The organism is Ruminococcus sp. 5_1_39BFAA (assembly GCF_964240875.1).
Taxonomy (GTDB): Bacteria; Bacillota; Clostridia; order Lachnospirales; family Lachnospiraceae; genus Blautia_A.
Window position 1 is genome coordinate 1 of sequence record NZ_CAXSVO010000009.1, and the last position, 23,899, is coordinate 23,899.

The following is a 23,899-nucleotide window of genomic DNA, read 5'->3' on the forward strand; positions in this document are numbered from 1 at the left end:
GAAAAAAATGGGGGGATTTTTGAAATGAGCAAAGAAAAAAGCCCTGAAAATCAAGGTTTAAAACTCCGAGAAAATATATGATCAGAAGGGGGTAATTGTGTATGATGAACAGAAAAGATTTTTTTGAATATGTAAAAGACAATCTGAAGGAGTATCTTCCGGAAAAATATGCGGATGCCAATATCCATCTGCAGGAAGTAGTAAAGAAGAACGGGCTGACACTGACGGCGGTGATCATTCCTGAAAAAGACAGCAATATTACACCGAATGTATATCTGGATTCCTTTTACCAGGAATACCGGAATGGGAAAAATCCGGATGCCTGTGTGGGGGATGTGGCAGACCTCTGGATTGAGCAAATGGATACGGATCTGAACGTTGATGTGAATGGCATGATGGATTACGGGAGTGTCAGGGATAAGCTGCAGATCAGGATGTGTGACCCGGAAAAGAACAGGGAATGGCTGGAAGATAAAGCTGTGACTATGCATGGGGATTTTGCAGCTTATTATACAGTCAACCTGTCGGAAAATGAAGATGGCATTGCTTCTGTTTCCGTGACCAAAGCACTTTTAGAGGCGTGGAAGATTGATGTCCAGACTCTCCATCAGGATGCAATGGCAGCGGATAAAAATCGAGGACCGGTGTTGTATTCCATGGAAGAGATGATTGAGAGCATGATTTATGGAGGAGAACCGCCGGAGAACCTATTTGAATGGGAAAAGGATGTGGATTCCTTCGCACAGCCGATGTTTTGTATGACAAATGAAGGGAAAATGAATGGAGCATCCCTGATCCTGCATGAGGATATCCGCAAACAGATTGGGGAGTTTATGAAGGGTGATTTTTATATCTTGCCTTCCTCCATCCATGAAATACTTCTTTTACCGGATAATGGGGACTTTGATGTGAAAGCCCTGAATGCCATGGTAAAAGAAGTCAATGCAACACAGGTGTCACTGGAGGAGCAGCTTTCGGATAAAGTGCAGTTTTGTGATGGCAGAACAGCCGTCATGGAAAATGCGGAGAAACGGGAGGCACGTCTGGAAAAAGAAAAAGCGGCTGCGGCAGAAAAGCCGGCAGAGAAAACAGGGATTCATGGAAAGCTGGAAAAGGCGAAGGAAGAAATGAAATCGGAAGATATCCTGGGAAAACCCAAGGGTAAAACGAGAGATACGGCTATGGTAATGTAGGTAAATATTTTAGGGCGGGAACTGCAGCTGTGGTTCCCGCTTTTGGAAGAAGGAGAATATGAGAAACAAAACGACTGAGGGAAAAAGAAAAGAGTTATCCGGACATATCCGGAAATGGCTGGAGTCACAAAAGGGCCAGGAGTTTATTCTTCAAATCCCCTTAAAGAGAGGTGCATCAGAAAGTGAAAAGAAAATACGGAATTGATCAGGTAACGGTTCGACTTGTGAAAGAAGCACCGATCCTGAGTGAGGAAGAGATCTCTACACCGGAAGATGCGATCCGGGTATTGGGAGATGCCTTTAAAGACTATGACCGGGAGGTGGTAGGAGTGGTCCATCTGCGGAGTGATAATGTTCCCATCAACATGTCCATCATCAGTATGGGGACACTGAACCAGTCACTGGTGCATCCGAGGGAAGTATTAAAGGCGGCGTTCTTGTCGAATGCAGCTTCTATCCTTCTGTTTCATAACCATCCAAGTGGCAGCCTGAAACCATCGAAGGATGACATTGCACTCACGGGAAGAATGCAGCAGCTTTGTATGCTGGCTGGTATCCCTGTGATTGACCATGTGATTCTTGGAAATGACCAGTCCTATTTTTCTTTCCGGGGAAAAAAGATTCTTCCTATGGAGCAGATTCAAAACTCTGTGGATTTGAATGATATCAATCTGAAAGTGGCAGAAAAGGAAGCAGAGAATTACGGATATGAGAAACCACATAAAAAATCAATCAAGGAATCCTTAGAGGAAAACCGGAAAAAGATCACATCCGGTCAGAAAACATCCGGTGTGAAGAAAAAACGGGAAACGACGATAGAATGAGAGGAGGATGAATGGGTATGGCAAATAAATTATATGCCATGGAACAGCTTACGGAAGAAGTCGCAAAGGACATCGCAGCAAAGCCGGAAGAGTGGATGCGTTTTCTGGATACCGCATCCCGGTTATATAAATACACCTTTGATGAACAGCTCCTGATCTTTGCCCAGAGACCGGAAGCAACGGCCGTGGCATCCATGGAGGTATGGAATAAGCGGATGTATCGATGGATCAAAAAAGGCTCGAAAGGGATTGCCCTGATTGATTATACATCCGGCCCGAAAAACCGCCTGCGGTATGTGTTTGACATTTCGGATACTTATAAGGTGCGGAATCTGGGGAAAGACCCGGCTTTGTGGGTGCTGCCACAGGAAGACTGTTCCTTTGCGGCAGATTATCTGCAGAGAGCGTATGGATTGGACGAAGGAGATGGCGGGCTTGCCGGAACACTTCATCAGGCAGCACAGGAAAGTGTGCGGGAGTGGCTTCCGGATGCGTTTGATGAACTGAAACAGGACGTGCAGGGGACATTTCTGGAAGAACTGGATGAGCAGAACCAGGAAGTGGAGTTCCGGGACCTTATGACGGACAGTGTATGGTATGTACTTTTAAAGCGGTGCGGGATGGATACGGAAGCGTACCTGTCTGCGGACAGCCTGCGGCACATCACGGATTTTAATGACCTCCGTGTGCTTGGACACCTTGGCACAGCGGTTAATGAGATCTGCCGACCGATTCTGATGCAGCTTGGACGGTATGTCCTTATGGATCTGGAAAATGACAGGAAAACGGTTGCAAAAGAATCGGAAGTGGTCTATAATGAATTTAACACGTTAATTCGTGAAAGTGAAGAAATTACACCAGAACCAGAGATAGAAGAAAACAAGGAGGAAACAGAGCATGAGAGAGATCACTTACAGCAGGAACGGGGATTATCTGATCCCGGATATCAAACTGGAGGAGACCAGGGGGAACATCGGGAAATACGGGATGATGCGGAAGGAATATCTGAGAAACCACAAGAAAGCCAGATTCAGCATACTGGCTCTGCAGAACAGGCTGGACAGCCATCTGATGGAAGTGGACAGCGAAGCCAGACAGAGAGTGGAAGACCTGACCATGCAGCTTCTGGAGAAAGACCCGGCACCGGAGAAATCAGCCGACTGCATGGCATGGACCCGTCACATGAACCGGATCCGGGCGCAGGCAGAGGAACTGGTGGTTCAGGAGATTATATACAATTAAGCCTGTTTCCCACAGAGGAAGAACAGTTTGGAGAGATCAGGAAAGCGGCAGCTGCACTCACACAGCCAGCCGCTTTTTTTGTTTCGGATGAGATCGTGGATGATGTGCTTCGTACCGGAAGCGGTCGGAAGAATACGTTATTCCACATCACTGCAAAGCTTGTGGAAGGAATTGACCATGAGGAACTGCGGAGCTTTTTGATCCAGGAATATGGTACCGGCGGGAAAGGATTTGAGTTTTCCGGACAGAAATTCAGTATCTGGTATGACGGGGACGGGATGCGATTCCGACGTGGGGAATCCGCAAGACGAGGTTATGACCGTATGCTTACGTGGGAAGAAGCGGCAAACCGCATTCAGGATATGTATGATGCGGGGACTTATGTCTCCAACGTGATTATGCTAAATTCCATTAAAGTGGAATGTGACGAACTTTCCAGCCAGCTGGCACTCCATTTCCGGGATACCGGGGCTATCAGGGGAATATACAGCCATACAGAAACGACCGAAAGGTTCCGTGCAGGCCTGGATGACCGGGAGCAGACAAGGGAGTATTACCAGATGCTTGTGGAACTGGAACGGGATATGGAACGTCATCTGGAAAACTATATGAGGTACCAGATCCGGAATAATCCGATATATAAGCAGAGGGTCTATGACCTTGGAAGGACGCTCGATTGGAGTCGGCAGGAAGAAACCGTAACACCGCCGGAAATGGCTTTTATTACGCAGGATGAGATTGACTCTGTTTTACGGAGGGGTGGAAATGTAGCTGGCGGAAGGAACCGTATCTATGAATTTTTCATGGAACACCACGATGAAAAAGAAGCAGCTGACTTTTTAAAACATGAGTACGGAGACGGAGGATGTACGCCGGGCATCCAGGGAAGCGATCTTTCCGATGAGTGGCATGACGCAAAAGGAATCCGTTTGAGCAAAGGGCAGATATCCAACCCGAGCCTGAGAACACTTATCAAGTGGAAACAGGCAGCTTCCAGGACAAGACAGCTGATCCGGATGGATGATTTTCTGTCACCGGAAGAACTGGAAAAGTATGAAGAACGGCAGGAAGCTCAGCGTCTTGCTGATATGGAAGAAGTAAAGCAGTCACTGGAAACGGAGGAGGTTCCTGAAGAGATTGAGGAAGTTCATGAAGAAGTTCATACGGAAGAAAATGTGGAAGATAAGCCGGAGGAAAGCGGGCAGCCATTAAGGGCAGAAGATGTGCAGAACCTGGTTTTAGTAAACCGCCAGTATTCCTCTGTGAGCAGGACAACGGAGTATGACTTTACCTGTGAAATACGTGGGGAGCAGGATATCCTGCATTATACGGTGGAATACCACGATGACGGGGAAGGGTTTACTATCCATACGGAAAAAGATGATATCTGGGAGCGGATGTCCGAACCGGAACTGGAGCGGCTGGAGATGGTACTGGAACGGGAAGCCCTTTATTTTCAGTACCATGAGGATATTGAAAATGCATCGAACCTGGAAGAACTCCAGGAAGTCAGCTACAGTATCATGGAAAATGAATCCATCTATTTCCGGCAAATATCGGAACGTGTCTGGAATGAGTATGGGGAAAGGGAACGTGCATTATCTGCGGAGATACGGGCAGTCAATTTTCATATCACGGATAACCAGCTGGGCTATGGAACGGCAAAAGAAAAATTCAGAGCCAATGTGATGGCAATCCGGGTTCTGAAAAAATGTGAAAGCGAGAACCGTTATGCATCACCAGAGGAGCAGGAAATCCTGTCAAACTATGTTGGCTGGGGAGGCTTGCCGGATGCCTTTGATGAAAGCAAAGCTTCCTGGAGTGATGAATATCAGGAGCTGAAAGATCTGCTTACCAGGGAAGAATATGCGGCGGCAAGGGAATCCACGTTGAATGCCCATTATACACAACCTGTTATCATCGAGAGTATGTACCGGGTGATTCAGAATCTGGGATTTGAAAAGGGAAACATCCTGGAACCATCCATGGGTGTAGGAAACTTTTTTGGAATGCTTCCGGACAAGTTACAGCAGTCCCGGCTTTATGGAGTGGAACTGGACAGCATCAGCGGAAGGATCGCAAAACTGCTTTATCCGAACGCTGATATCCAGATCAAAGGATTTGAAAAGACCGATTATCCCAATGACTTCTTTGATGTGGCAATCGGAAATGTCCCTTTTGGTTCCTATAAAGTGAATGACCGGCAGTATGACAAGTATAATTTTATGATCCACGACTATTTCCTTGCAAAGACCATTGACCAGTTACGACCGGGTGGCGTGGCTGCCCTTATTACAACCAAGGGAACCATGGATAAAGCATCGCCGGAGGTAAGGAAGTATCTTGCAGAGAGGGCAGAACTTCTCGGTGCGATCCGTCTTCCGAACAATGCCTTTAAGGCGAATGCGGGAACCGAAGTCAGTGCAGACATTCTATTTTTCCAGAAGAGGGAGAGCATTTCTATGGAAGAGCCGGAATGGGTTGCTCTTGGAGAGGATGGGAATGGGATTACCATAAACCAGTATTTTATTACCCACCCGGAAATGGTGCTTGGAACGATGGCAGAGGTATCCGGACCATATGGCATGGAGACTGCCTGCCTTCCTCTGGAAGGTGCAGACCTGGCGGAACAGCTGGAAGATGCCGCAGCGAAAATCCATGGAACTATGGTTCCGGCAGTAACGGCAGAAACAGAACTGGATGAGATCATGGAGAGCATTCCTGCGGATCCGGCTGTCCGGAACTACAGCTTTACTGTGGTGGATGACCAGATCTACTACCGGGTAAATTCCCTGATGAATCCGGTGAAGCTGCCGGCAGCCACGGCGGAACGTGTGAAAGGTATGGTTGAGATCCGTGAGGTAGTCCGGGACTTGATCGCCCTGCAGATGGAGGAAAATGCAACAAATGAGGCGATACAGGAGCTTCAGGTCAAACTGAATCAGGTCTATGATGCCTATACGGAAAAATACGGGGTCATCGGAAGCAATGCAAACAAACGGGCATTCTCCGATGATTCTTCTTATTGTCTGCTCTGTTCGTTGGAGGATCTTAATGAAGACGGTACGTTGAAACGGAAAGCGGATATGTTCACCAAGCGGACGATTAAGAAAGCAGTGGCTGTGACCAGTGTGGAAACTGCGGCGGAAGCCCTGACGATTTCCCTGAATGAAAAAGCAAGGGTTGACCTTCCTTATATGGCAGGACTGACAGGTAAGCCGGAAGAGAAAGTTGCAGAAGAACTGACAGGAGTAATCTTTCGGGATCCGATCAATGGACAGTGGGAGACTGCGGATGAATACCTCTCCGGTAATGTCCGGGAGAAGCTGAAAACGGCAAAGATCTTTTCAGAAAACCATCCGGAATTTACCAGCAATGTACATGCTTTGGAACAGGTACAGCCGGTAGACCTGGATGCGTCAGAGATTGAAGTCCGTATTGGAGCCACATGGATCGCCCCGGAAATATACCGGGATTTTATGGAAGAACTATTTGATACTCCGGGTTATCTGGTTGGAAGGGTAATTGATATCCGGTATTCGGAAGCTAGCGGTGCATGGAATATCAGCGGTAAAAATGCGGACAGTGACCGAAATGTGCTGACCACGGCAACGTATGGCACCAGCCGGATCAATGCCTATAAGATTTTGGAAGAAACTCTGAATTTAAAAGATGTACGGATCTATGACACAAAGATTGATGCAGAGGGAAATGAAATCCGTGTGTTGAATAAAAAAGAAACGATGCTGGCAACCCAGAAGCAGGATGCAATCAAGGAAGCGTTTAAGGACTGGATTTTCAGAGATCAGGAACGGAGGGAAAAGCTGTGCCGGATTTATAATGACCGTTTTAATTCCATCCGTCCCAGGGAATACGATGGAAGCCATCTGACCTTTCCGGGAATGAATCCGGAAATAGAGCTTCGTCCGCACCAGAAAAATGCCGTTGCCCATCAGCTTTATGGGGATAATGTCCTGCTTGCCCATGTCGTGGGAAGCGGAAAGACCTATGAGATGGTAGCTACAGCTATGGAGAGCAAACGTCTTGGTATTGCCCAGAAAAGCCTTTTTGTAGTTCCCAACCACCTGACGGAGCAGTGGGGCGCAGAGTTTCTACAGCTTTATCCGGGAGCCAATATCCTTGTGGCAACGAAAAAAGATTTTGAACCGGCAAACCGTAAAAAGTTCTGTGCCAGAATCGCAATGGGCAGCTATGACGCAGTGATCATCGGGCATTCCCAGTTTGAGAGGATCCCCTTATCGGAAGAACGCCAGAAAAAGATCATAGAAGAGCAGATCGAAGAACTGGAAGCAGGAATTCAGCAGGCAAAGCTGGAAAGTGATGGCAGCCGTTTTACGGTAAAACAGTTGGAAAAGACCAAAAAGAGTCTCAGGAGGCGTCTGGAAAAGCTGGAGAACAAAGAGAAAAAGGATGATGTGGTAACGTTTGAAGAACTGGGGGTAGACCGTCTGTATGTGGATGAAGCTCATTATTACAAAAATGCATTCCTTTACACAAAAATGAGGAATGTGGCAGGCATTGCCCAGAATGAAGCACAGAAATCGGCAGATATGTTCAACAAATGCCAGTATCTGGATGAGATCACCGGTGGGAAAGGCATTACATTTGCAACGGGCACACCGGTCAGCAACAGCATGACGGAACTTTATACCATGCAGCGTTACCTGCAGTATGGAAAACTGAACCGGATGGGGCTGGGACATTTTGATTCCTGGGCATCCACCTTTGGTGAAGTTGTGACAAGTATCGAACTGGCTCCTGAGGGTACCGGATACCGGGCAAAATCCAGATTTGCCAGATTTTACAATATCCCGGAACTGATGAGCATGTTCAAAGAGATTGCTGACATTAAGACGGCAGACCAGCTGGAACTTCCTGTGCCGGAAGCGGAATATGAAACGGTGGTGTTAAAACCAACTGAACATCAGAAAGAGATCGTGGAGAGCCTTGGAGAACGTGCAGAAGTAATCCGGGACGGCGGTGTGGATTCCTCTGTTGACAATATGCTGAAAGTGACAAATGATGGAAGGAAGCTGGCACTGGATCAGCGTCTTGTGAATCCGTTGCTCCCGGATGATGGGGACAGTAAAATCTGTGCCTGTGTGGAGAAGAGCTTTGCTATCTGGAAAGAGACGGCATCAAAACGGTCAGCCCAGCTCATTTTTTGCGACCTCAGCACACCGAAAGGGGATGGAACCTTTAATGTTTATGACGATTTGAAAAAGAAACTCATGGCAAAAGGAGTGCCGGAAGCGGAGATTGCTTTTATTCATGATGCCAATACGGAAGTGAAGAAAACGGAGCTGTTCAGTAAAGTAAAATCCGGACAGGTTCGTTTTTTATTGGGTTCTACCGCTAAAATGGGCGCCGGGACCAACGTGCAGGACCGTCTGATTGCACTGCATCATCTGGACGTGGGATGGAAGCCTTCTGATCTGGAACAAAGGGAAGGACGTATTATCCGTCAGGGCAATAGGAACAAGAAAGTGCATATCTATCGGTATGTGACGGAAGGAACCTTCGACAGTTTCATGTGGCAGCTGATCGAAAGCAAGCAGAAATTCATTTCCCAGATCATGACCAGCAAATCACCGGTACGAAGCTGCGAGGATGTGGACGATACGGCATTGTCTTATGCGGAAGTAAAAGCCCTGGCAACAGGGAATCCGGCAATCAAGGAAAAAATGGCACTGGATGTGGAAGTATCAAAGCTGAAGCTGCTGAAAGCGAATTTTGTGAGCAACCATTATCGGCTGGAAGATGATATTGCAAAGAATTTCCCACAGCAGATAGCAGTACTTAAGGAAAGCATCGAAAGATACAAAGCGGATCTGGTGCAGTATCAGGCAAATAAGATCACGGATCCGGAGAAATTTGCGATGGAAGTCGGCGGCACAGTCTTTTATGAGAAAAAGGAAGCGGGAGCAGCCCTTCTTGCTGTCTGCCAGTCCATGAAACAGGCGGATGCCATGATTAGTGTCGGACAGTATCAGGGATTTTCCATCCGCTTAAAGTTTGATTCCTGGAATAAGGAATTTATCCTTTCTTTGAAAAATGAAAATGTATATCGTGTCAGCCTTGGTTCCGATGAAAACGGGAATATCATCAGGATCAATAACGCATTAGAGGCAATCCCGCAAAAGCTGGCAGAAGCAGAGCGTAAGCTGGAGACGGTGCAGGGACAGCTGAAAAATGCGATGGAAGAGGTGAAAAAACCGTTCCCGAAAGAGGAAGAACTGAACCAGAAACTGGAGAGTCTGTCAGAACTGAATGCATTGCTGAACATGGATGAAAAGGAAACTGTGATGGAAGAGGAAGAAGAGCAGGATGAGGAGAAAGAGGAACATCAGTCTCTTCATGACAGAATTACTGCCATCAAGCAGAACAGCCAGAGACAGGAGGGAAAAGAGCCTGCAATGAGAACATCAGAAGCGTGTATCGGATAGTCTTTCGGATATACAACAGGAGAAAAATGTTGTAGAATAGGGGCATAGGGTTATGCCCCTTTAAATGAACAAATCGTTGTTTGGCGATTTGGTAAATCCCGATAAATTAATTTTATAGAGAACAGAAACTTTGAATTTCTCTCACTGTCTGGTTGATATGAGAAATTAATTATTTGCGTAAAAAATAAAAAAAAACGTAGCGTGATATATTGCTTGTTACGCTGCGTTATATACTAATATGGGCCTTGAAAGGAGGCAGGATATGTCATTATATACAACAGGAGAACTTGCAAAGAAGTGTAATGTTTCAGTAAGAACCATTCAATACTATGATGAAAGAGGTATTCTTGTGCCAACGGATTTGACAGAGGGAGGACGAAGACTGTTCTCTGAAAAGGATGTTGCTACATTGGAAACAATATGCTTTTTGAGAGACTTAGATATCTCTATTAAAGATATTGCTGAAATATTGGAATCTGATGAGTCTAAAAAAGTAATTGAACTTTTGCTTGATGAACTGAATAAAAACCTTCAGGCAGATATTAAGAAAAAAACAGAGCAATTAGAAAAAATAAAAAATATAAGAAATTTTTTGACTTCTTTCAAGGATGGCTCACAAAAAACAATTCATGACATATCGTCAATTATGGAGGAAAAAGAAAAGCGAAAGAAAATGTACAAAAAAATGCTGATCGTAGGAATTCCTGTAGAAATCACAGGAATTGTAACTTTTGTTATTGGTATATTACAAGGAATTTGGATACCATTTTTTGTAACTACGGCAGTGTATACTATTTGTGCTGTCTTTTTAGCAAACTATTGGTACAAACGGATAGAGTATATTTGTCCGGAATGCCATACCAGATTTCAACCAAGGAAAATGGAAACTCTGTTGGCAAATCATAATCCAAAGATGAGAAAGTTAACTTGTCCTAGTTGTAGGAGGAAAATTTGGAGTTTGGAAGTATATAGAAAAGAGGTGGATGCATAATGGAAACAATTAATTTGAGTAAGAAACAATTTGTGATATACATGGCAGTCGCATTTGGACTAGCTTGGATTTTAGAAATGATAGCAAGTGTTTTTAGTAATAATGGAAATCAGATAGTGTTTACTGTTATAGTGATGATTACCATGTTTATGCCGTTCCTTGGTGTACTGGTAGCCAGAATCCCGCTAAAAGGTATGGGATGGGTACCACATTTAAAAGGGAAACTTCGTTATGTATTCTTTGCCCTTTGGATGCCGGCGTTATTAAGTATCCTTGGAGGGGTCTTGTTTTTTGTGATTTTCCCGGATACATTTGACTCTGAATTTATGACGTTAAGAGGTCTTTTAGAGGAAGCGGGAGCGTTGGAACAGTTCGAGGCACAGGGTATCACGATACCAATGTATCTGCTGATTACGTCTGTTCAAGCTGTGACAATTGCACCATTTCTGAATATGTTTGTCGCATTAGGCGAAGAGGTTGGTTGGCGAGGTGCACTGTATCCGTATTTGAAGAAAAAGTTTGGTGACACCAAAGGCCGTATTGTGGGTGGTGCAATCTGGGGTGCTTGGCACTGGCCGATCATGATTTTTGCCGGTTATGAGTATGGAAAAGAATATATCGGCGCACCGGTACTTGGGCCAATCGTATTCTGTATCTCTACTATTATGATGGGTATTTTACTTGATTATGTATATGAAAAGACAGAAACCATTTGGTTGCCATCCCTTATGCATGGTGCTATCAATGCATTTACCATCTTTGCATATCTGGTAAAACCTGAATATTCCAATATGGCAATTCTAGGTCCAGCATATATTGGTATTATCAGTATGATTCCAATGATTATTGTAGCAGTCATCATTTGCGTAAAGACGAAAAGGAATTGAGTATTAAAGAGATATTCAATCTCACCCACAAATTTCAGTCTTGTGGAGAGATTGAAAGTAACAGAAGATTTGAATTTTTAGGATTAAGGAGAGAGAAAAGATGTATAAGAATGTTGAAAAGCAAACAAAAATAGAATTGAAAGACTTAGTATCATATCAGGAAGGACAAGTTGTAAGTAAAACGCTTGTTCAAAATGATTATGTTAGCATGACGATTTTTTCATTTGATAAGGGCGAAGAAATATCTACACACGCTGCCGGTGGAGATGCAATGGTAACTGTTTTGGAAGGTAAAGGAAGATTTACTGTGGCAGATGAAGTGTTCTATCTTGAGAAAGGTGAAACCTTAATTATGCCAAAGGATATTCCACATGCTGTATACGGCGAGGAAAAGTTTAAAATGCAATTAGTAGTATCATATTAGGTATGAGTTCATGGTGCTAGACACTCTAAAGGGAAATTTGTTAAAGTAAACTATGTATTAGCAGATAAGGTAAAAGATGATTGATAAGAATACTAGAAATTTGAAGTTGATGGAGGAATTTCAATATGAAAATACTTGAATTTGGTGATACAAGCAAAAGAAAGATTATTCTTATTCACGGATTTCAGTGCCCTTGGCAGGTGTGGAATAAGTATATAGATTATTATAAAAATAAGTTTCACATTATTGTGCCTATTATGTCAGGACATAACCCTGAGTTTAAGGAAGATTTTATTTCGTTTTCATCAGATGCAAAGGAAATCGAGGATTATATGCTTTCACGCTACGGAAAAGAGATATATGCTGTGTATGGAATGTCAATGGGTGGAGTGTTGACTGCAACGCTATGGCAGAATAATAGATTATCGATTGATAAAGTGATTTTTGATGGGTCGCCTTTAGTATCTTATAATAGATTCATGAAAGGGTTTATGAAGAAATTCTACATTGATATTACTCATAAATCACAGCGGCGAGATAAGAAAACAGTAGAACAGGCTACGAAAGTAATTATTTCAGAAGATAATCTTGAATGTTTTTTGGAGGTACTTGATAATATATCAGATGTAACTATTGAAAACAGTATAGATGGCATTGCTGATTTTAAATTGAGTCAGAATATAAATACTCCTAATACGGTGGTATATTTCTTTCATGGAACAGCTCTCAATGAGATGCTTGCAAAGAAATCCGCTAAATATGTTAGGAAGTATTATCCGACTACGGTAGTAAAATGTTTCAAAGGTAAGTTTCATTGCGAGAATGCTTTATTTAATCCAGAGATTATGATTGCTGAATTGGATAAGGTCTTTAATGAATAGAGTGAAAAATTTCAGTTTTTAGAGCTGAATCAACATTTAATGACGATGGAACTAAAAGTAAATAAATTCAATTATGTTTTATAACCGATATTCGCCGGCAGTGAAATACCTGCCGGTTTTTTTATGCCCGGAAGGATGTGCTATGTGAAGAGAAAAGAGAAAGTAATGTTGATTGTGTTTCTGGTTGTTTCGGTGATATGCGGGAAATTCCTCTTGGATTACTGGCAGGATTCTTATGACAACAGACAGAATTACCGGCAGGTGGAGGAGATAGCGTTTCCGGAAAAGGATACAGAGGATGATGGGACAGAAGCAAATGCAGATAATCCGTTGACAGAGATAGATGACTTTGATTATCAGGCTTTGCTGGATGAAAATGCAGACTGTATCGGGTGGCTGAAGATTGATGCTACCGATATCAGTTATCCGGTCGTGCAGGGAAAAGATAATGAGTTTTATCTCCACCACGATTTTCAAAAGAACTATGCTATCTGTGGAACACTGATGTTGGATTGCCGGAATGATGTTGATGCCAGGCAGGAACATTTGATTATTTATGGTCATCAAATGAAAGATGGCAGTATGTTCAAGCAATTAAATGGGTATAAAAAAGAAGAGTTTTACCGTGAGTATAAGGAAATCACGCTATATCTGGAAAACCAGAAATACCAGTATGAAGTGGCTGCTGTGTATGTGACGAATGTGGCACAAAGCGGCGGTTATTATGATTATTTACACAAAGAAACACGAAAACAGCAGATGGATTATTTACAGAAAATGGCAGCTTATCAGCTTTATCCGACGGGAGTTACCGTCAGGGAAGAAGATGAGCTGCTTTCTTTATCTACCTGTGAATATTCCAGCACCAACGGCAGGCTGATTGTCCTTGCAAGAAGAATTGGACAGTAGGAGGAGAATGAATATGGCAATGAACAGGAATATGACAATGGCAGAAAAAGAAGTCCGGGATTATGCCCAGAGACAGATGGAACGGGCAGAACAGCGGGAAAACATTTTATTTACAGAGGAACAGAAAGAACAGGTCCTGGAATATGCGGCTATGACTGGAGATGATTATGATATCAGAAAAATGGTCAGAGATCTTGCAACCGCTTTACGTTCCTCGAATGAAAAGAAGGTGGATGAAATCTTGTGGAATGCCAGAGAGGAAATTGACGGATTCCCAGACCGTTCCGTGGGTATGGCAGAGCTAAAAGGATATGGCTATACCGCAAATGATATGTTTCCGATTCGTCAGGATATGGCACTTGAACTGCATCGTATCGGGGAAAAGGTGTACTGCCTGCAGTCCGATGGCACTCATGGGGACTATGCCAGCAGGGAGATGATATTGGAACATGAAGGTCTCTATGGAATTGAAAAAGATGCGTGGCAGCGTATGCAGGAGCAGGAGGACGAAATAGATTTTGAGGAAGCTGGATTGTATCAGCCCCCAATGACAGATATTGAAAGAGATGAAGCATTAAGGATGTTCGATGCGGGGGAGGCAGTATTTCTGGTTACCACTTACCCAAGACCGATTGCGGTGCGGGAACGGATGGAGATTGAGAGAGGACCGGAGTATTACCAGATGGAGATAGAGGATGTGGAACGGATCAGATCATTGGAGAAACGGATGCAGGAGTATCCACAGATAACGTCACTGAAAGAGGCAAACCTTCTTCTGGGGACAGAAAACAGATATGGAATATACCAGATCATAGACGGCAGTCCCGGCAGAGAATATGAATTCATGGATCTGAATTTCATTGAAAGACATGGATATCAGGTGAAAAAAGAGGATTATGAGTTAATCTATTCAGATAAAATGCTTTATGGCGATACATTGGATTCCCTGTATGAGAAGTTCAATATTGCTCATCCGGAAGATTATACCGGGCATTCTTTATCGGTCAGTGATATTGTAGTCCTCAATGAAAATGGGAATGTAAAATCCTATTTTGTAGACAGTATCAGTTTCCGTGAATTGCCGGATTTCCTGCAATTAGAGCCGGAACTGAACCAGGAAGAATTGGCTTACCGAATCGGGGATCAATTCTTTGCTATTCAGGTAGCAACGGAAGGGTATGATTATTCTTTTTATGATAAGGAATATAAACTCGTGGACGGAGGCATTTTGGATAATCCGGATATTTCTATGAGAGAGGCTGTCCAGGATATTTTAGAGGATGAAGGACTGGATCAGTTAGAACGGATACCGGTAGATTATGATGAACTGCATGAAAAAGCGAAAGAAGTAGAGGCAGAGATCCTTCAGGAAGCAAGAAGCCAGAGAAAGCGGGTTCCGGTTATTTCGGATCATAGGGATTCGGAAGCTGGATTAAATGGAATGAGCCGATCAGAAATCGAAGAAACTGTATGGGCGATTGCACAGGCAGAGATTATGGAAAATGATCTGGATGCCAGGATACAGGCTGTGCGTGTGTACGGAAGCCGTACAAGGGATGGGTTATATAATGAGGAATCCGATGTGGATGTGGTAATTGCTTATGAGGGGACTGCCCGTGAGGACGATTTGTTTTCCGTATTGAATGAAGCAGGGTATAAGGTCGGAAATATGAGAGTAGATATGAACCCAATCAGACCGGATAAGACTGGAACGTTAGAAGATTTTCTTGAAAAATCCGAACGGTATCTGGATGAAAAAACGGAGCAGATAAAAGCCCTAGGGGAGTACAAGCCATTGGCAAAAGTAGAAGAGTTGGAGGAGGCAAACTACAATATGATCGATAACATCCTGAACAATATGCCTCCGAAGAAAGAGCCGTATCTGGAATACTATGCTGCAGAATGTGATGAATACCATAGTCTTGGCAAAATATATAAGAGTACCAATCTGGATGAGATACTTGCAAAATACCGGGATATCATTGATGACCCTACGTTGAGCTATTATGGAAACGGCATGGGCATTATTTACCGTGACCCGAATGATACTTTTTATGATGAAGCTGAGGTATCTTTGGTCAGCCGGAAATCTATCCGGGGAGACAGTCTGGATGATGTGGCATTTCTGGCAGCACTTCCAATGGTACATGAAGCACTGGAAAAGATTGTAGAGGCATTTCCGGATTTTCGATATTATCCTCCAAAAGAATTGAATGTCCATTATTATCCGGAGAAGATGACTGCGGATGAACTGGCTGCAGCACTGGATCGATTAGCGGAAGACTTTGACCATTATGATTATCATGACAACTTTAGCCCGGAGGAAGATATGGTGGAAACTGTCGCATTGGAATTAAGATGCGGCTATGCCCATAAGTACATTCCGTTTTTGAAAGATATTATAGATGAGGAATGCGAAGAGTCTCCACGGGCAGAAGAACTTCTGGAGAAACTGAAAGCCTATCAGCCTGAGATACCGGAGACAGCAGTACCGGTTGTTCGTATCAATTTCTGTGAGGATAAGGAAATGGACATTTCCGGGTATCAGAAGCTGGGAAGCCTGGATGAAATAACAGCCAAAATGGATGCAGATATGGCTTCAAAAGTTGATCCAAGTACAGGAATGCCGGAGAAAACAGTTCAGATGTATTTTACGATTTACTATCCGGATCATAACCAGATGCAGGAATTAAAAGGGAAAATCAATATCGGAGATGGAAACGGTGGCATTGTTAGTCAGTTGAAGAGCCAGAATGAGATGAAGCTGCATGATGAAAGCTGGATGAATTACCAGAAGGCAAAGGGAGAAGAATCCTTTCAGGCATATATGGCAGATCTTACAGATATGCAGGAGCATGTTCTGCCATATTTGCAGAGTTTCTGCAGCTTGGAAGAAAGAGCACCAGAGAGATCGGTAGAACCGACTGCGGTATCACAATCAGAAATGGAAGCAGGGAAGACAATAACATCTCTTGGGAATGAAAAGTCGAAAACTGTGGAATCGGCGAGAAAGTCTATTCATGAACGATTGAAAATCAATAAGGAGATCATTGCCAAACAGCAGGGAAAAGATAGCAAAGAGAAAGGGGTTGAGCTTGCGTAGATAATTACATCCAAATGGAAAACAGTAGCAAAATGAATAACACAAAAATCCTGAAGCTAGCCGTAAGACATATGGTTTGCTTCAGGATTTTACACTACCCTGTAATGTGCCATTACCTCAAGTATTGTTGAGAATACAATTTGTCTAATAGATATGCCCTTTCTGCAAATATTTTCTTTGCGGTATAAATGGCATTTAAAACTTTGGGAAAACCGGTGTAAGGAATACACTGGATAAATGTCTCGATGATTTTTTCGGGAGAAAGTCCAACATTAAGGGAGCCATTGATATGTACTTCTAGCTGTGGTTCACAACCTCCTGTAGTCAGTAAACTTGTAATTGTTATCATTTCACGTTCCTGCATATTAAGTTCAGGCCGTGTATAGACATCTCCGAAAGCAAATTCTATAATGTATTTTCCTACATCAGGGGCAATATCTTGTAACGATTGTATGACATTTTCACCTCCGATACCATCAATTTCTTTAAGCTTCTCAGCCCCCAGTTCAAAACGTGTGTTGCTCATTGCATTTACCTCCTGTAAGTTTTATAATTTGAGCATATGACTTAAACCATAGTTTAAGTCAAGAACAATTTGAGGTGATTTTAAAAATGTTAATTGGCGAGATTTCTGAAAAAACGAACCTGCCTGAAAGCACGTTACGGTATTATGAGAAAAAAGGATTAATCAAAGTAGCAAGAGACAGTGGTGGCAGGCGTGAATATGAGGAGAATGATATTGAATGGATAAAGTTTATCCGACGACTAAAAGAGACAGGTATGCATCTCAGAGATATTCAGAAATATTCTGAACTGCGGTACTGTGGAAAAAGTACAATACCGGAGCGGATGAAAATATTGGAAGTACATAGAAAGTATGTGTTAGAACAGCAACAGAAATGGAATGAGTATTTACAGAATCTGGACGATAAAATTGAGTTTTACAGACAAGCCATAAATGATCAGCCAGAAGGCAACGATTGATTTTTATATTTCTGACACGAAAACAGCAGTGTATGCAATATTGTCCGGAGTTTGATATAATTTTTCTGGATATGTATGAAATGAGTGAAAAGCAGAATATTGATTGGAGAATATCAGATGGCAAATAAAAGGAAATTGAATAAAGAAGAACGAAAACGCCGCCGCCTTCAAAAAGGTAAACAGTGGCTGCTTACCTATCAGGGCACACCGAAGCACATGGTAAAACATTACAGGGAAAGGTTTCATGTGGATTCTATGACAGCAGTAAAGGATTTACAGGAACTGGGCGTTAATTATACGCAGGAACAATTGGATAATATAAAACGTGCAGAAGAAGAACGATTAAAACAAAAGCGATTACAGAAAGAAAAAAAGAAACGTGAAAAGTATGAAACTATATATGAGGATTGTGATGATCGTTTTGCATTTATTGCCGGGTATACGTCTGGAGGAGCACCTTATGGTACTACCTGGGAAGAAATGGGAATTGATCCGGAACTCCCGTTTGAAGAAAAGGTTGAGCGTCTGGCTGAGGGCAATTATTCTTTAACAGAAGAGGATGAAACTAACTGGGATGATGAGATGCCGGAAATGCTGGTCCTTCCGGGTTTATTTAGTGTCTGCCAGGTGGAGGATTATTCTCAGGTTAATCTGGATGCGGAATATTGTTTTATAGGGAAAACCGATGAGGAAAAATCTCTGGTATGTCATACAGGGGATGTACCGGATAATACGATACAGCAGAGTGACGGCTGGAGAGCGTTTCGCATACAGGGAGTATTGGATTTTTCTCTGATTGGTATTTTAGCAGAAATATCAGGAGCATTGGCCAGACATGAGGTTGGACTATTTGCAATTTCTACATTTAATACGGATTATATTTTGGTAAAAGATAAAGATTACAAACGTGCTATAAAGGCATTAACTTCAGAAGCATATCGGATTATTGAAGCAGAGTGAAAAGGAAAGTAGTACAAATGAGTAAAAAACTGGCAGCATATTTTTCAGCAACAGGTATAACTGCAAGAGTGGCAGAAAATTTGGCAGATTCCGTCGGAGCGGATTTTTTTGCTATTATACCTGCAACAGGTTACACAAAAGAAGACTTGGATTGGATGGACAAAAGTTCCAGAAGCAGCGTGGAAATAAGGAATGAAAGCTGCTGACCGGAGATTGCTTATAAAAGAGATAATATGTCGGAGTATGATATGATTTTTGTAGGATTCCCAATTTGGCTTGCGTACCATAAATTGATACAATGCACCCTTGGCTGTCAGAGGGTGCATTTTTAACGATTACCCATACTCAAAAAACGATAGGGTGCATTTGCCTCGGATTTATGGTATTCTATGGTAAAACACAGCGATAAAATATGATTTTCAGGAAAGGCGAGGTATTGATTATGAGCAAGGTATTAGTAACGTATTTCAGTGCCAGCGGCGTAACAGCGAAACTGGCAGAACGGCTTGCAAAGGCTATCGGGGCAGATTTATATGAGATTCAGCCAGAGGTTCCATACACTGATGCTGATCTGGACTGGATGAATAAAAAGAGCCGCAGCAGTGTGGAAATGAATGATAAGTCATTCCGACCGGCTGTTGCAAACAAAGTAGAGAACATGGAGCAGTATTCCGTGATTTTCACAGCCTTCCCTATCTGGTGGTACGTTGCCCCGACTATTGTGAACACGTTTCTGGAGCAGTATGATTTGTCCGGAAAGACGATTATTCCTTTGGCAACTTCGGGCAGCAGTGGTATGGGGAACACAAACAAGGAGCTGGCGGTTTCCTGTCCGGGAGCAGAATTAAAGGAAGGAAAGAGATTCCCTGCGAATGCAAGTGCGGAAGAACTGAAAGCATGGGCAGAAGGGTTTGGGATTTAAAGAAAAGACCGATAAACTTATCAATATAGACCCATAAAGTTATCTTTCAGGACAACGAATAATAAGAAATCTATGGTAACATCCTACCCATAGTGGTAAATTATTCTACAGGAAAGGGTGCGAAGCATGGAAAATGAAGTATATGAAAAAGATTATAGAGAGGAATTCCGGGAGCGAAGCGATAGGTCAGAAGGGAAGGATTTTCTGGATACATTAATGGAGGTTGGATTCTTTCAGAAGTATCAGGAAGAAATGAATAAAATCCCAAAGCGTGTGGTTCCCAAAGAAAAAGCGGATTATGAATACCTGCTTGGCGAGTGTGATGCTTACGTCCGGCAGTTTGGTGGAAGAATCCGTGGCGAGGTGGATTACCAGAAATGGCAGGCAACCATTGATCTGTACTTGGAACATTTTGAGTTCTGTGACAGGGAGGCATTGACACTGCTGAAGGGGATTGCAGAGCGGGCGGAGAATGTGACGTTCTCGATGAAAGATGGATTGCTTCGGATGTCGGTGTTTATTGGATATTTTGATGAAGTGTATTAAAAAAAGCTGCTGATACATGAGAAAAGTTTCATGTATCAGCAGCTTTTTTTATCGCAGTAAAGGTATACTGCCTGTGAGCTCATTGACCTTTTTCTTAGGACCGCAGATATCAAGACCAGAGTATTGCAGGGTGCTTTCTGGTACGTTCCCCATCTTAGAAATAAATTCATCATAGGTTTTACAGCCCTGTGCCAGATCGGAAAAATCAACTACGGTCAAATCCTGAAAGTCGGGTTGATAGAGCTTCTCACGGATTGCTTTGATGATTTCCGGTGAACCTTTCAAAATTGGCACGGGGAACTCAATGATGCCGAGATGCTCGTTTCCACTCTGGTCTGTGACATTTGCACCGACCACCTCCGGCATCTCTTTTCCCAGGGTGATTCCCATGATAGCCGCTGTATTTGCGATAATACCAAGCGGCAGATTCTCGTCAATGATCATGACGCATTTTTCATTCTGTAAATCCATTTCAGATTTCCTCTTTGTTTTCACTTTTATGCAAATAATAGCGAAAAGATTTTACAATATAATCACAACTGCCTGTCCCGTATTTGGTGTCGGTTACTGTTTTTAGATAATCATTGGAATAGAGTTCGATAATCATTTTGCAATAGCTGTCCTCTGTACCAATTAATTGAGCTGTTGAGGAATTTCCATAAGCATGAGCAATAATATCTTTCACTAGATTCTGTACGTTGTCCGTAGCAACATTTTCCCCTTTATGGCGGGCTAATTCAAGGAATCTGTCCTCTGCTCTCATTTCTTCTGGTATTTGTGCATACCAGTTTTCCATGATATCAGAGAAATGTTCTAAGTTATGCTTCATGGCTTCCGTATATTTTTCTATACTTCCAAATTGTTTAATAGCAAGTTTCGCTACCTCGGATTCATCATCTTTGATTTTCTGAATGAACATATCAAAATTTTCAACACTTCCCCAGTGCTTGATAACTTCCTCTGTCTGATTGGACTTAAAATCCTCCAAAGTATGGATATAATCGGATAAATCAAATTCTTTAAAACTCATACATTGCTCTCCTTTCTCTAAGCGGCTAAGAAGCTGTATGAGCCTGTCTGTCCGATTGCGCTTTAGGAGAAGCAACTCTTTTTGCTTTTTGAAAGCGGCAATCCTGTCGAAGTCGGGTTTTTCAATAATTTCCCGAATATCCTTTAGTTTAAAGTCTAATTCCCTGAAAAACAGGATTTGCTGCAGCTTTTGCAATGCTTCATCATCATATAAGCGATAGCCGGACTGTGTTAGTTCACTTGGTTTTAACAGTCCGATTTCATCATAGTATTGCAGCGTGCGTATACTAATACCTGTTAATTCTGCGACTTGGCTTATGGTTCTCATACTTACCAGCTCCTTTGATTTGTGGAGAAGCAAGATAGAGATTGCCGGCATGTATCTATTCTGCTTCCATGAGAATAGAATACAGTATCACGTTACGTTGGAGTCAATAGTTTTTTGCTATTTTTGTTCTTGCTATTTTTCTGTATATATTTTTACTGCTTTATTTGTGTAATAAAACGGAAAATGCGGTTGTACCTTTTCGCAAAAGAGTTACGCAAGATTATGATTTCATACAGCAGGTAAAGCAAAATACCATTAAAGAACTTTGTTGCTCATATTTGAGCAAGATGTTTGCCTTGGGATTTAGCAAATCCGAAGCTATTGAACAGTTACAAAATTACTGCGATAAGCTAAGTTGTCATCAATAAAGAACTATTAATAGAAAGGCATAAGCCCACCAAATAAAAAAAACGGTGCTTGGGTGGTATTCCGTAAGGATGTTTTCTCTTCAAAGACTAAAATATAATGATGTGATTATGTAGACAGTGTAGCCTTGGGGCTACGCTGTTTTGACTTTCTGATTGGTTGTCCTGTCCTGCATATGCTCTTGGAACAGTTCTTCCATTTCTTCTGGCGACGGCTCTCTGACAATGCCAACTCCGCTGTAGTAAATTTCTAAATTCTGGTGGCGTTTGCCGTCAATATATTCTGGCTTGGACACAACAATCTTTTCGATAAATTCGTGTACGGTTTCTGGCGTTAATTCCGTAAGCTGCGTGATGCATTTTACCCTGTCAATAAACCGCTGAAGGCTGTCGCTTTTGTCTGTTTCTGTTTCAAGGTACTGCTCCATGTTGGGGATGGCGGATTTTATCTGCCGCTGTTCTTCCTCAAACGCCATTGACATGGTGGCGAACCGTTCATCAGAAATCTTCCCATTGACATTATCCTCATAGATTTTCTGGATAAAGCGGTCAATCTCAACTGCACGTTTTTTTGCTTTTGAAAGCTCCTTCAACTTTTGGGCAAGTTCCTTTTTCTTCTCATCTCCGAAAGCTGCCATCTGTTTTCTGACAAAGTCTTTTTCAAAACTCTGCACATACCAGAATACCCGCTGCATACTTTCCAATACAACCTCCGCCACGACTTTTTCACGGATATAGTGGGCAGAACACACATCTGAGTTCCTGCGGTAACTGGAACAGAAGAAGTAGGCGTGTTCCAGTTTGTAGTTGTTTTTTGCGCTGTAATACAGTTTTTCCCCGCAGTCTGCACAGTAAAGCAGACCAGAAAACATACTGACAATCCCGCTCCTTGTCGGTCTGCGGCGGTGTTCCCGAAGCTCCTGCACAAGCAGGAAGGTTTCTTCGTCAATGATGGCAGGGTGGGTGTCCTTAAATATCTGCCATTCCTCCTGCGGGCGTTCCAGACGTTTCTTATGCTTGAAGGATTTTCTGGCTGTTCGGAAATTGACGGTGTCCCCGATATATTCCTGCCGTGAGAGGATGTTCCCCACGCTGTCGGCTGACCAGTGGTACGGTATGGCGGGCGGTCTGCGGTATGCTTTCCCAATGCTGTTCCAATATTCCGTAGGGGTCATCACTTTGTCTGCCCTCAGTTTTTTTGCTATCTGCGCTGGCCCAAGCCCCTCTACGCACATATCAAAAATCCGCCGCACAATCTCAGCCGCAGGCTCGTCAATAAGCCATTCTGTGGGATTGTCTGGATTTTTTCTGTATCCGAAAGGCAGGTTGAATGTTAAAGGCTTGCCTGACATTCCCCTGTTTCGGAACACATTCCGCACTTTCTGGCTTGTGTTCTTGGCGTGCCATTCATTGAATAAGTCCTGCATCGGGACGAGGTCGCTGATGCCTTTTGCTGTGTCGATATTGTCCATGATGGCAATATACCGCACGTCCAGACGCTCAAAATCTTCTTCCAGTAACTGCCCGACAACAAGGCGGTTGCGCCCAAGCCTTGAGTGGTCTTTGACGATAATCGTCCCGATTTTCCCCTGCTCGGCTAAGTCCATCATCTCCATAAAAGAGGGTCTTGTGAACGTAACTCCCGAAAATCCGTCGTCTACAAAGAAGCGGGGATTGCGGAAACCGTTCTCTTTTGCATATTTTTCCAGTATGGACTGCTGGTTTTTGATGCTGCCCGAAAGCCCGTCCTGCTCATCGTCACGGCTTAAACGGCAGTATAAAGCTGTTATTTTTTCTGGCTGATTGCTCATATTTCTCCTTTCCACAGCCAGACATGATATGAA

General features: G+C 43.1%; 18 protein-coding genes and 1 pseudogene. 15 read left to right on the forward strand and 4 right to left on the reverse strand.

Annotated features, from left to right (window positions below; all coding sequences use genetic code 11):
- Nucleotides 1–101 precede the first annotated feature (101 nt).
- The 10 genes from ACESZH_RS11175 to ACESZH_RS11220 all read left to right on the forward strand — a co-directional run bounded on the left by ACESZH_RS11175 (nt 102) and on the right by ACESZH_RS11220 (nt 16,921).
- Nucleotides 102–1,193, forward strand: coding sequence for a DUF5688 family protein (locus tag ACESZH_RS11175; RefSeq protein WP_287715577.1), 1,092 nt, complete (start codon nt 102–104; stop codon nt 1,191–1,193).
- Nucleotides 1,194–1,375: 182 nt separating this feature from the next.
- The gene (locus ACESZH_RS11180; protein WP_373215593.1) at nt 1,376–2,017 is read left to right on the forward strand and encodes a JAB domain-containing protein; all 642 of its coding nucleotides are present in this window, start codon (nt 1,376–1,378) and stop codon (nt 2,015–2,017) included.
- Nucleotides 2,018–2,914: 897 nt separating this feature from the next.
- Nucleotides 2,915–3,259 (forward strand): TnpV protein, encoded by a 345-nt coding sequence (locus ACESZH_RS11185; RefSeq protein ID WP_373215594.1) that lies wholly within the window; start codon nt 2,915–2,917, stop codon nt 3,257–3,259.
- A gap of 608 nt (nt 3,260–3,867) precedes the next feature.
- On the forward strand, nt 3,868–9,726 hold the full coding sequence (locus tag ACESZH_RS11190; protein ID WP_373215705.1) for a DEAD/DEAH box helicase family protein: 5,859 nt from the start codon (nt 3,868–3,870) through the stop codon (nt 9,724–9,726).
- A gap of 262 nt (nt 9,727–9,988) precedes the next feature.
- A complete protein-coding gene (locus ACESZH_RS11195) occupies nt 9,989–10,717 on the forward strand; it encodes a MerR family transcriptional regulator (RefSeq protein WP_165852778.1) in 729 nt (242 codons plus the stop codon).
- Nucleotides 10,717–11,604 (forward strand): CPBP family intramembrane glutamic endopeptidase, encoded by an 888-nt coding sequence (locus tag ACESZH_RS11200; protein ID WP_118500665.1) that lies wholly within the window; start codon nt 10,717–10,719, stop codon nt 11,602–11,604. Before ACESZH_RS11195 ends, ACESZH_RS11200 begins: the two co-directional genes overlap by 1 nt.
- Nucleotides 11,605–11,704: 100 nt before the next feature.
- Nucleotides 11,705–12,028, forward strand: a complete 324-nt coding sequence (locus ACESZH_RS11205) for a cupin domain-containing protein (protein ID WP_009247294.1) — start codon at nt 11,705–11,707, stop codon at nt 12,026–12,028.
- Nucleotides 12,029–12,153: 125 nt separating this feature from the next.
- Complete coding sequence (locus tag ACESZH_RS11210) at nt 12,154–12,909, forward strand: alpha/beta fold hydrolase (protein ID WP_373215595.1); 756 nt, start codon at nt 12,154–12,156, stop codon at nt 12,907–12,909.
- 144 nt (nt 12,910–13,053) lie between these two features.
- Nucleotides 13,054–13,818, forward strand: coding sequence for a class B sortase (gene srtB / locus ACESZH_RS11215; protein ID WP_373215596.1), 765 nt, complete (start codon nt 13,054–13,056; stop codon nt 13,816–13,818).
- A gap of 13 nt (nt 13,819–13,831) precedes the next feature.
- Nucleotides 13,832–16,921 (forward strand): YodL domain-containing protein, encoded by a 3,090-nt coding sequence (locus ACESZH_RS11220; protein WP_373215597.1) that lies wholly within the window; start codon nt 13,832–13,834, stop codon nt 16,919–16,921.
- Nucleotides 16,922–17,033: 112 nt separating this feature from the next.
- On the opposite strand, the gene ACESZH_RS11225 is transcribed toward ACESZH_RS11220, so the two are convergent.
- Nucleotides 17,034–17,447, reverse strand: a complete 414-nt coding sequence (locus ACESZH_RS11225) for a carboxymuconolactone decarboxylase family protein (RefSeq protein ID WP_373215598.1) — start codon at nt 17,445–17,447, stop codon at nt 17,034–17,036.
- Nucleotides 17,448–17,533: 86 nt separating this feature from the next.
- Here ACESZH_RS11225 and ACESZH_RS11230 point away from each other — a divergent pair, with 86 nt between their 5' ends.
- From ACESZH_RS11230 to ACESZH_RS11250, 5 genes and pseudogenes are all read left to right on the forward strand, one after another.
- The gene (locus ACESZH_RS11230) at nt 17,534–17,905 is read left to right on the forward strand and encodes a MerR family transcriptional regulator (RefSeq protein WP_373215599.1); all 372 of its coding nucleotides are present in this window, start codon (nt 17,534–17,536) and stop codon (nt 17,903–17,905) included.
- 117 nt (nt 17,906–18,022) lie between these two features.
- A complete protein-coding gene (locus ACESZH_RS11235; RefSeq protein WP_373215600.1) occupies nt 18,023–18,865 on the forward strand; it encodes an ACT domain-containing protein in 843 nt (280 codons plus the stop codon).
- A gap of 17 nt (nt 18,866–18,882) precedes the next feature.
- Nucleotides 18,883–19,197 (forward strand): annotated as a pseudogene (locus ACESZH_RS11240) (flavodoxin).
- 110 nt (nt 19,198–19,307) lie between these two features.
- Complete coding sequence (locus tag ACESZH_RS11245) at nt 19,308–19,787, forward strand: flavodoxin (RefSeq protein ID WP_373215601.1); 480 nt, start codon at nt 19,308–19,310, stop codon at nt 19,785–19,787.
- A gap of 126 nt (nt 19,788–19,913) precedes the next feature.
- On the forward strand, nt 19,914–20,333 hold the full coding sequence (locus ACESZH_RS11250) for a hypothetical protein (RefSeq protein WP_373215602.1): 420 nt from the start codon (nt 19,914–19,916) through the stop codon (nt 20,331–20,333).
- A gap of 48 nt (nt 20,334–20,381) precedes the next feature.
- On the opposite strand, the gene ACESZH_RS11255 is transcribed toward ACESZH_RS11250, so the two are convergent.
- From ACESZH_RS11255 to ACESZH_RS11265, 3 genes are all read right to left on the reverse strand, one after another.
- Nucleotides 20,382–20,804, reverse strand: a complete 423-nt coding sequence (locus tag ACESZH_RS11255; protein WP_158371557.1) for a DUF2000 domain-containing protein — start codon at nt 20,802–20,804, stop codon at nt 20,382–20,384.
- 1 nt (nt 20,805) lies between these two features.
- Complete coding sequence (locus tag ACESZH_RS11260; RefSeq protein ID WP_158371555.1) at nt 20,806–21,690, reverse strand: MerR family transcriptional regulator; 885 nt, start codon at nt 21,688–21,690, stop codon at nt 20,806–20,808.
- 499 nt (nt 21,691–22,189) lie between these two features.
- Nucleotides 22,190–23,866, reverse strand: coding sequence for a recombinase family protein (locus ACESZH_RS11265; protein WP_373215603.1), 1,677 nt, complete (start codon nt 23,864–23,866; stop codon nt 22,190–22,192).
- Between the last annotated feature and the right edge of the window lie 33 nt (nt 23,867–23,899).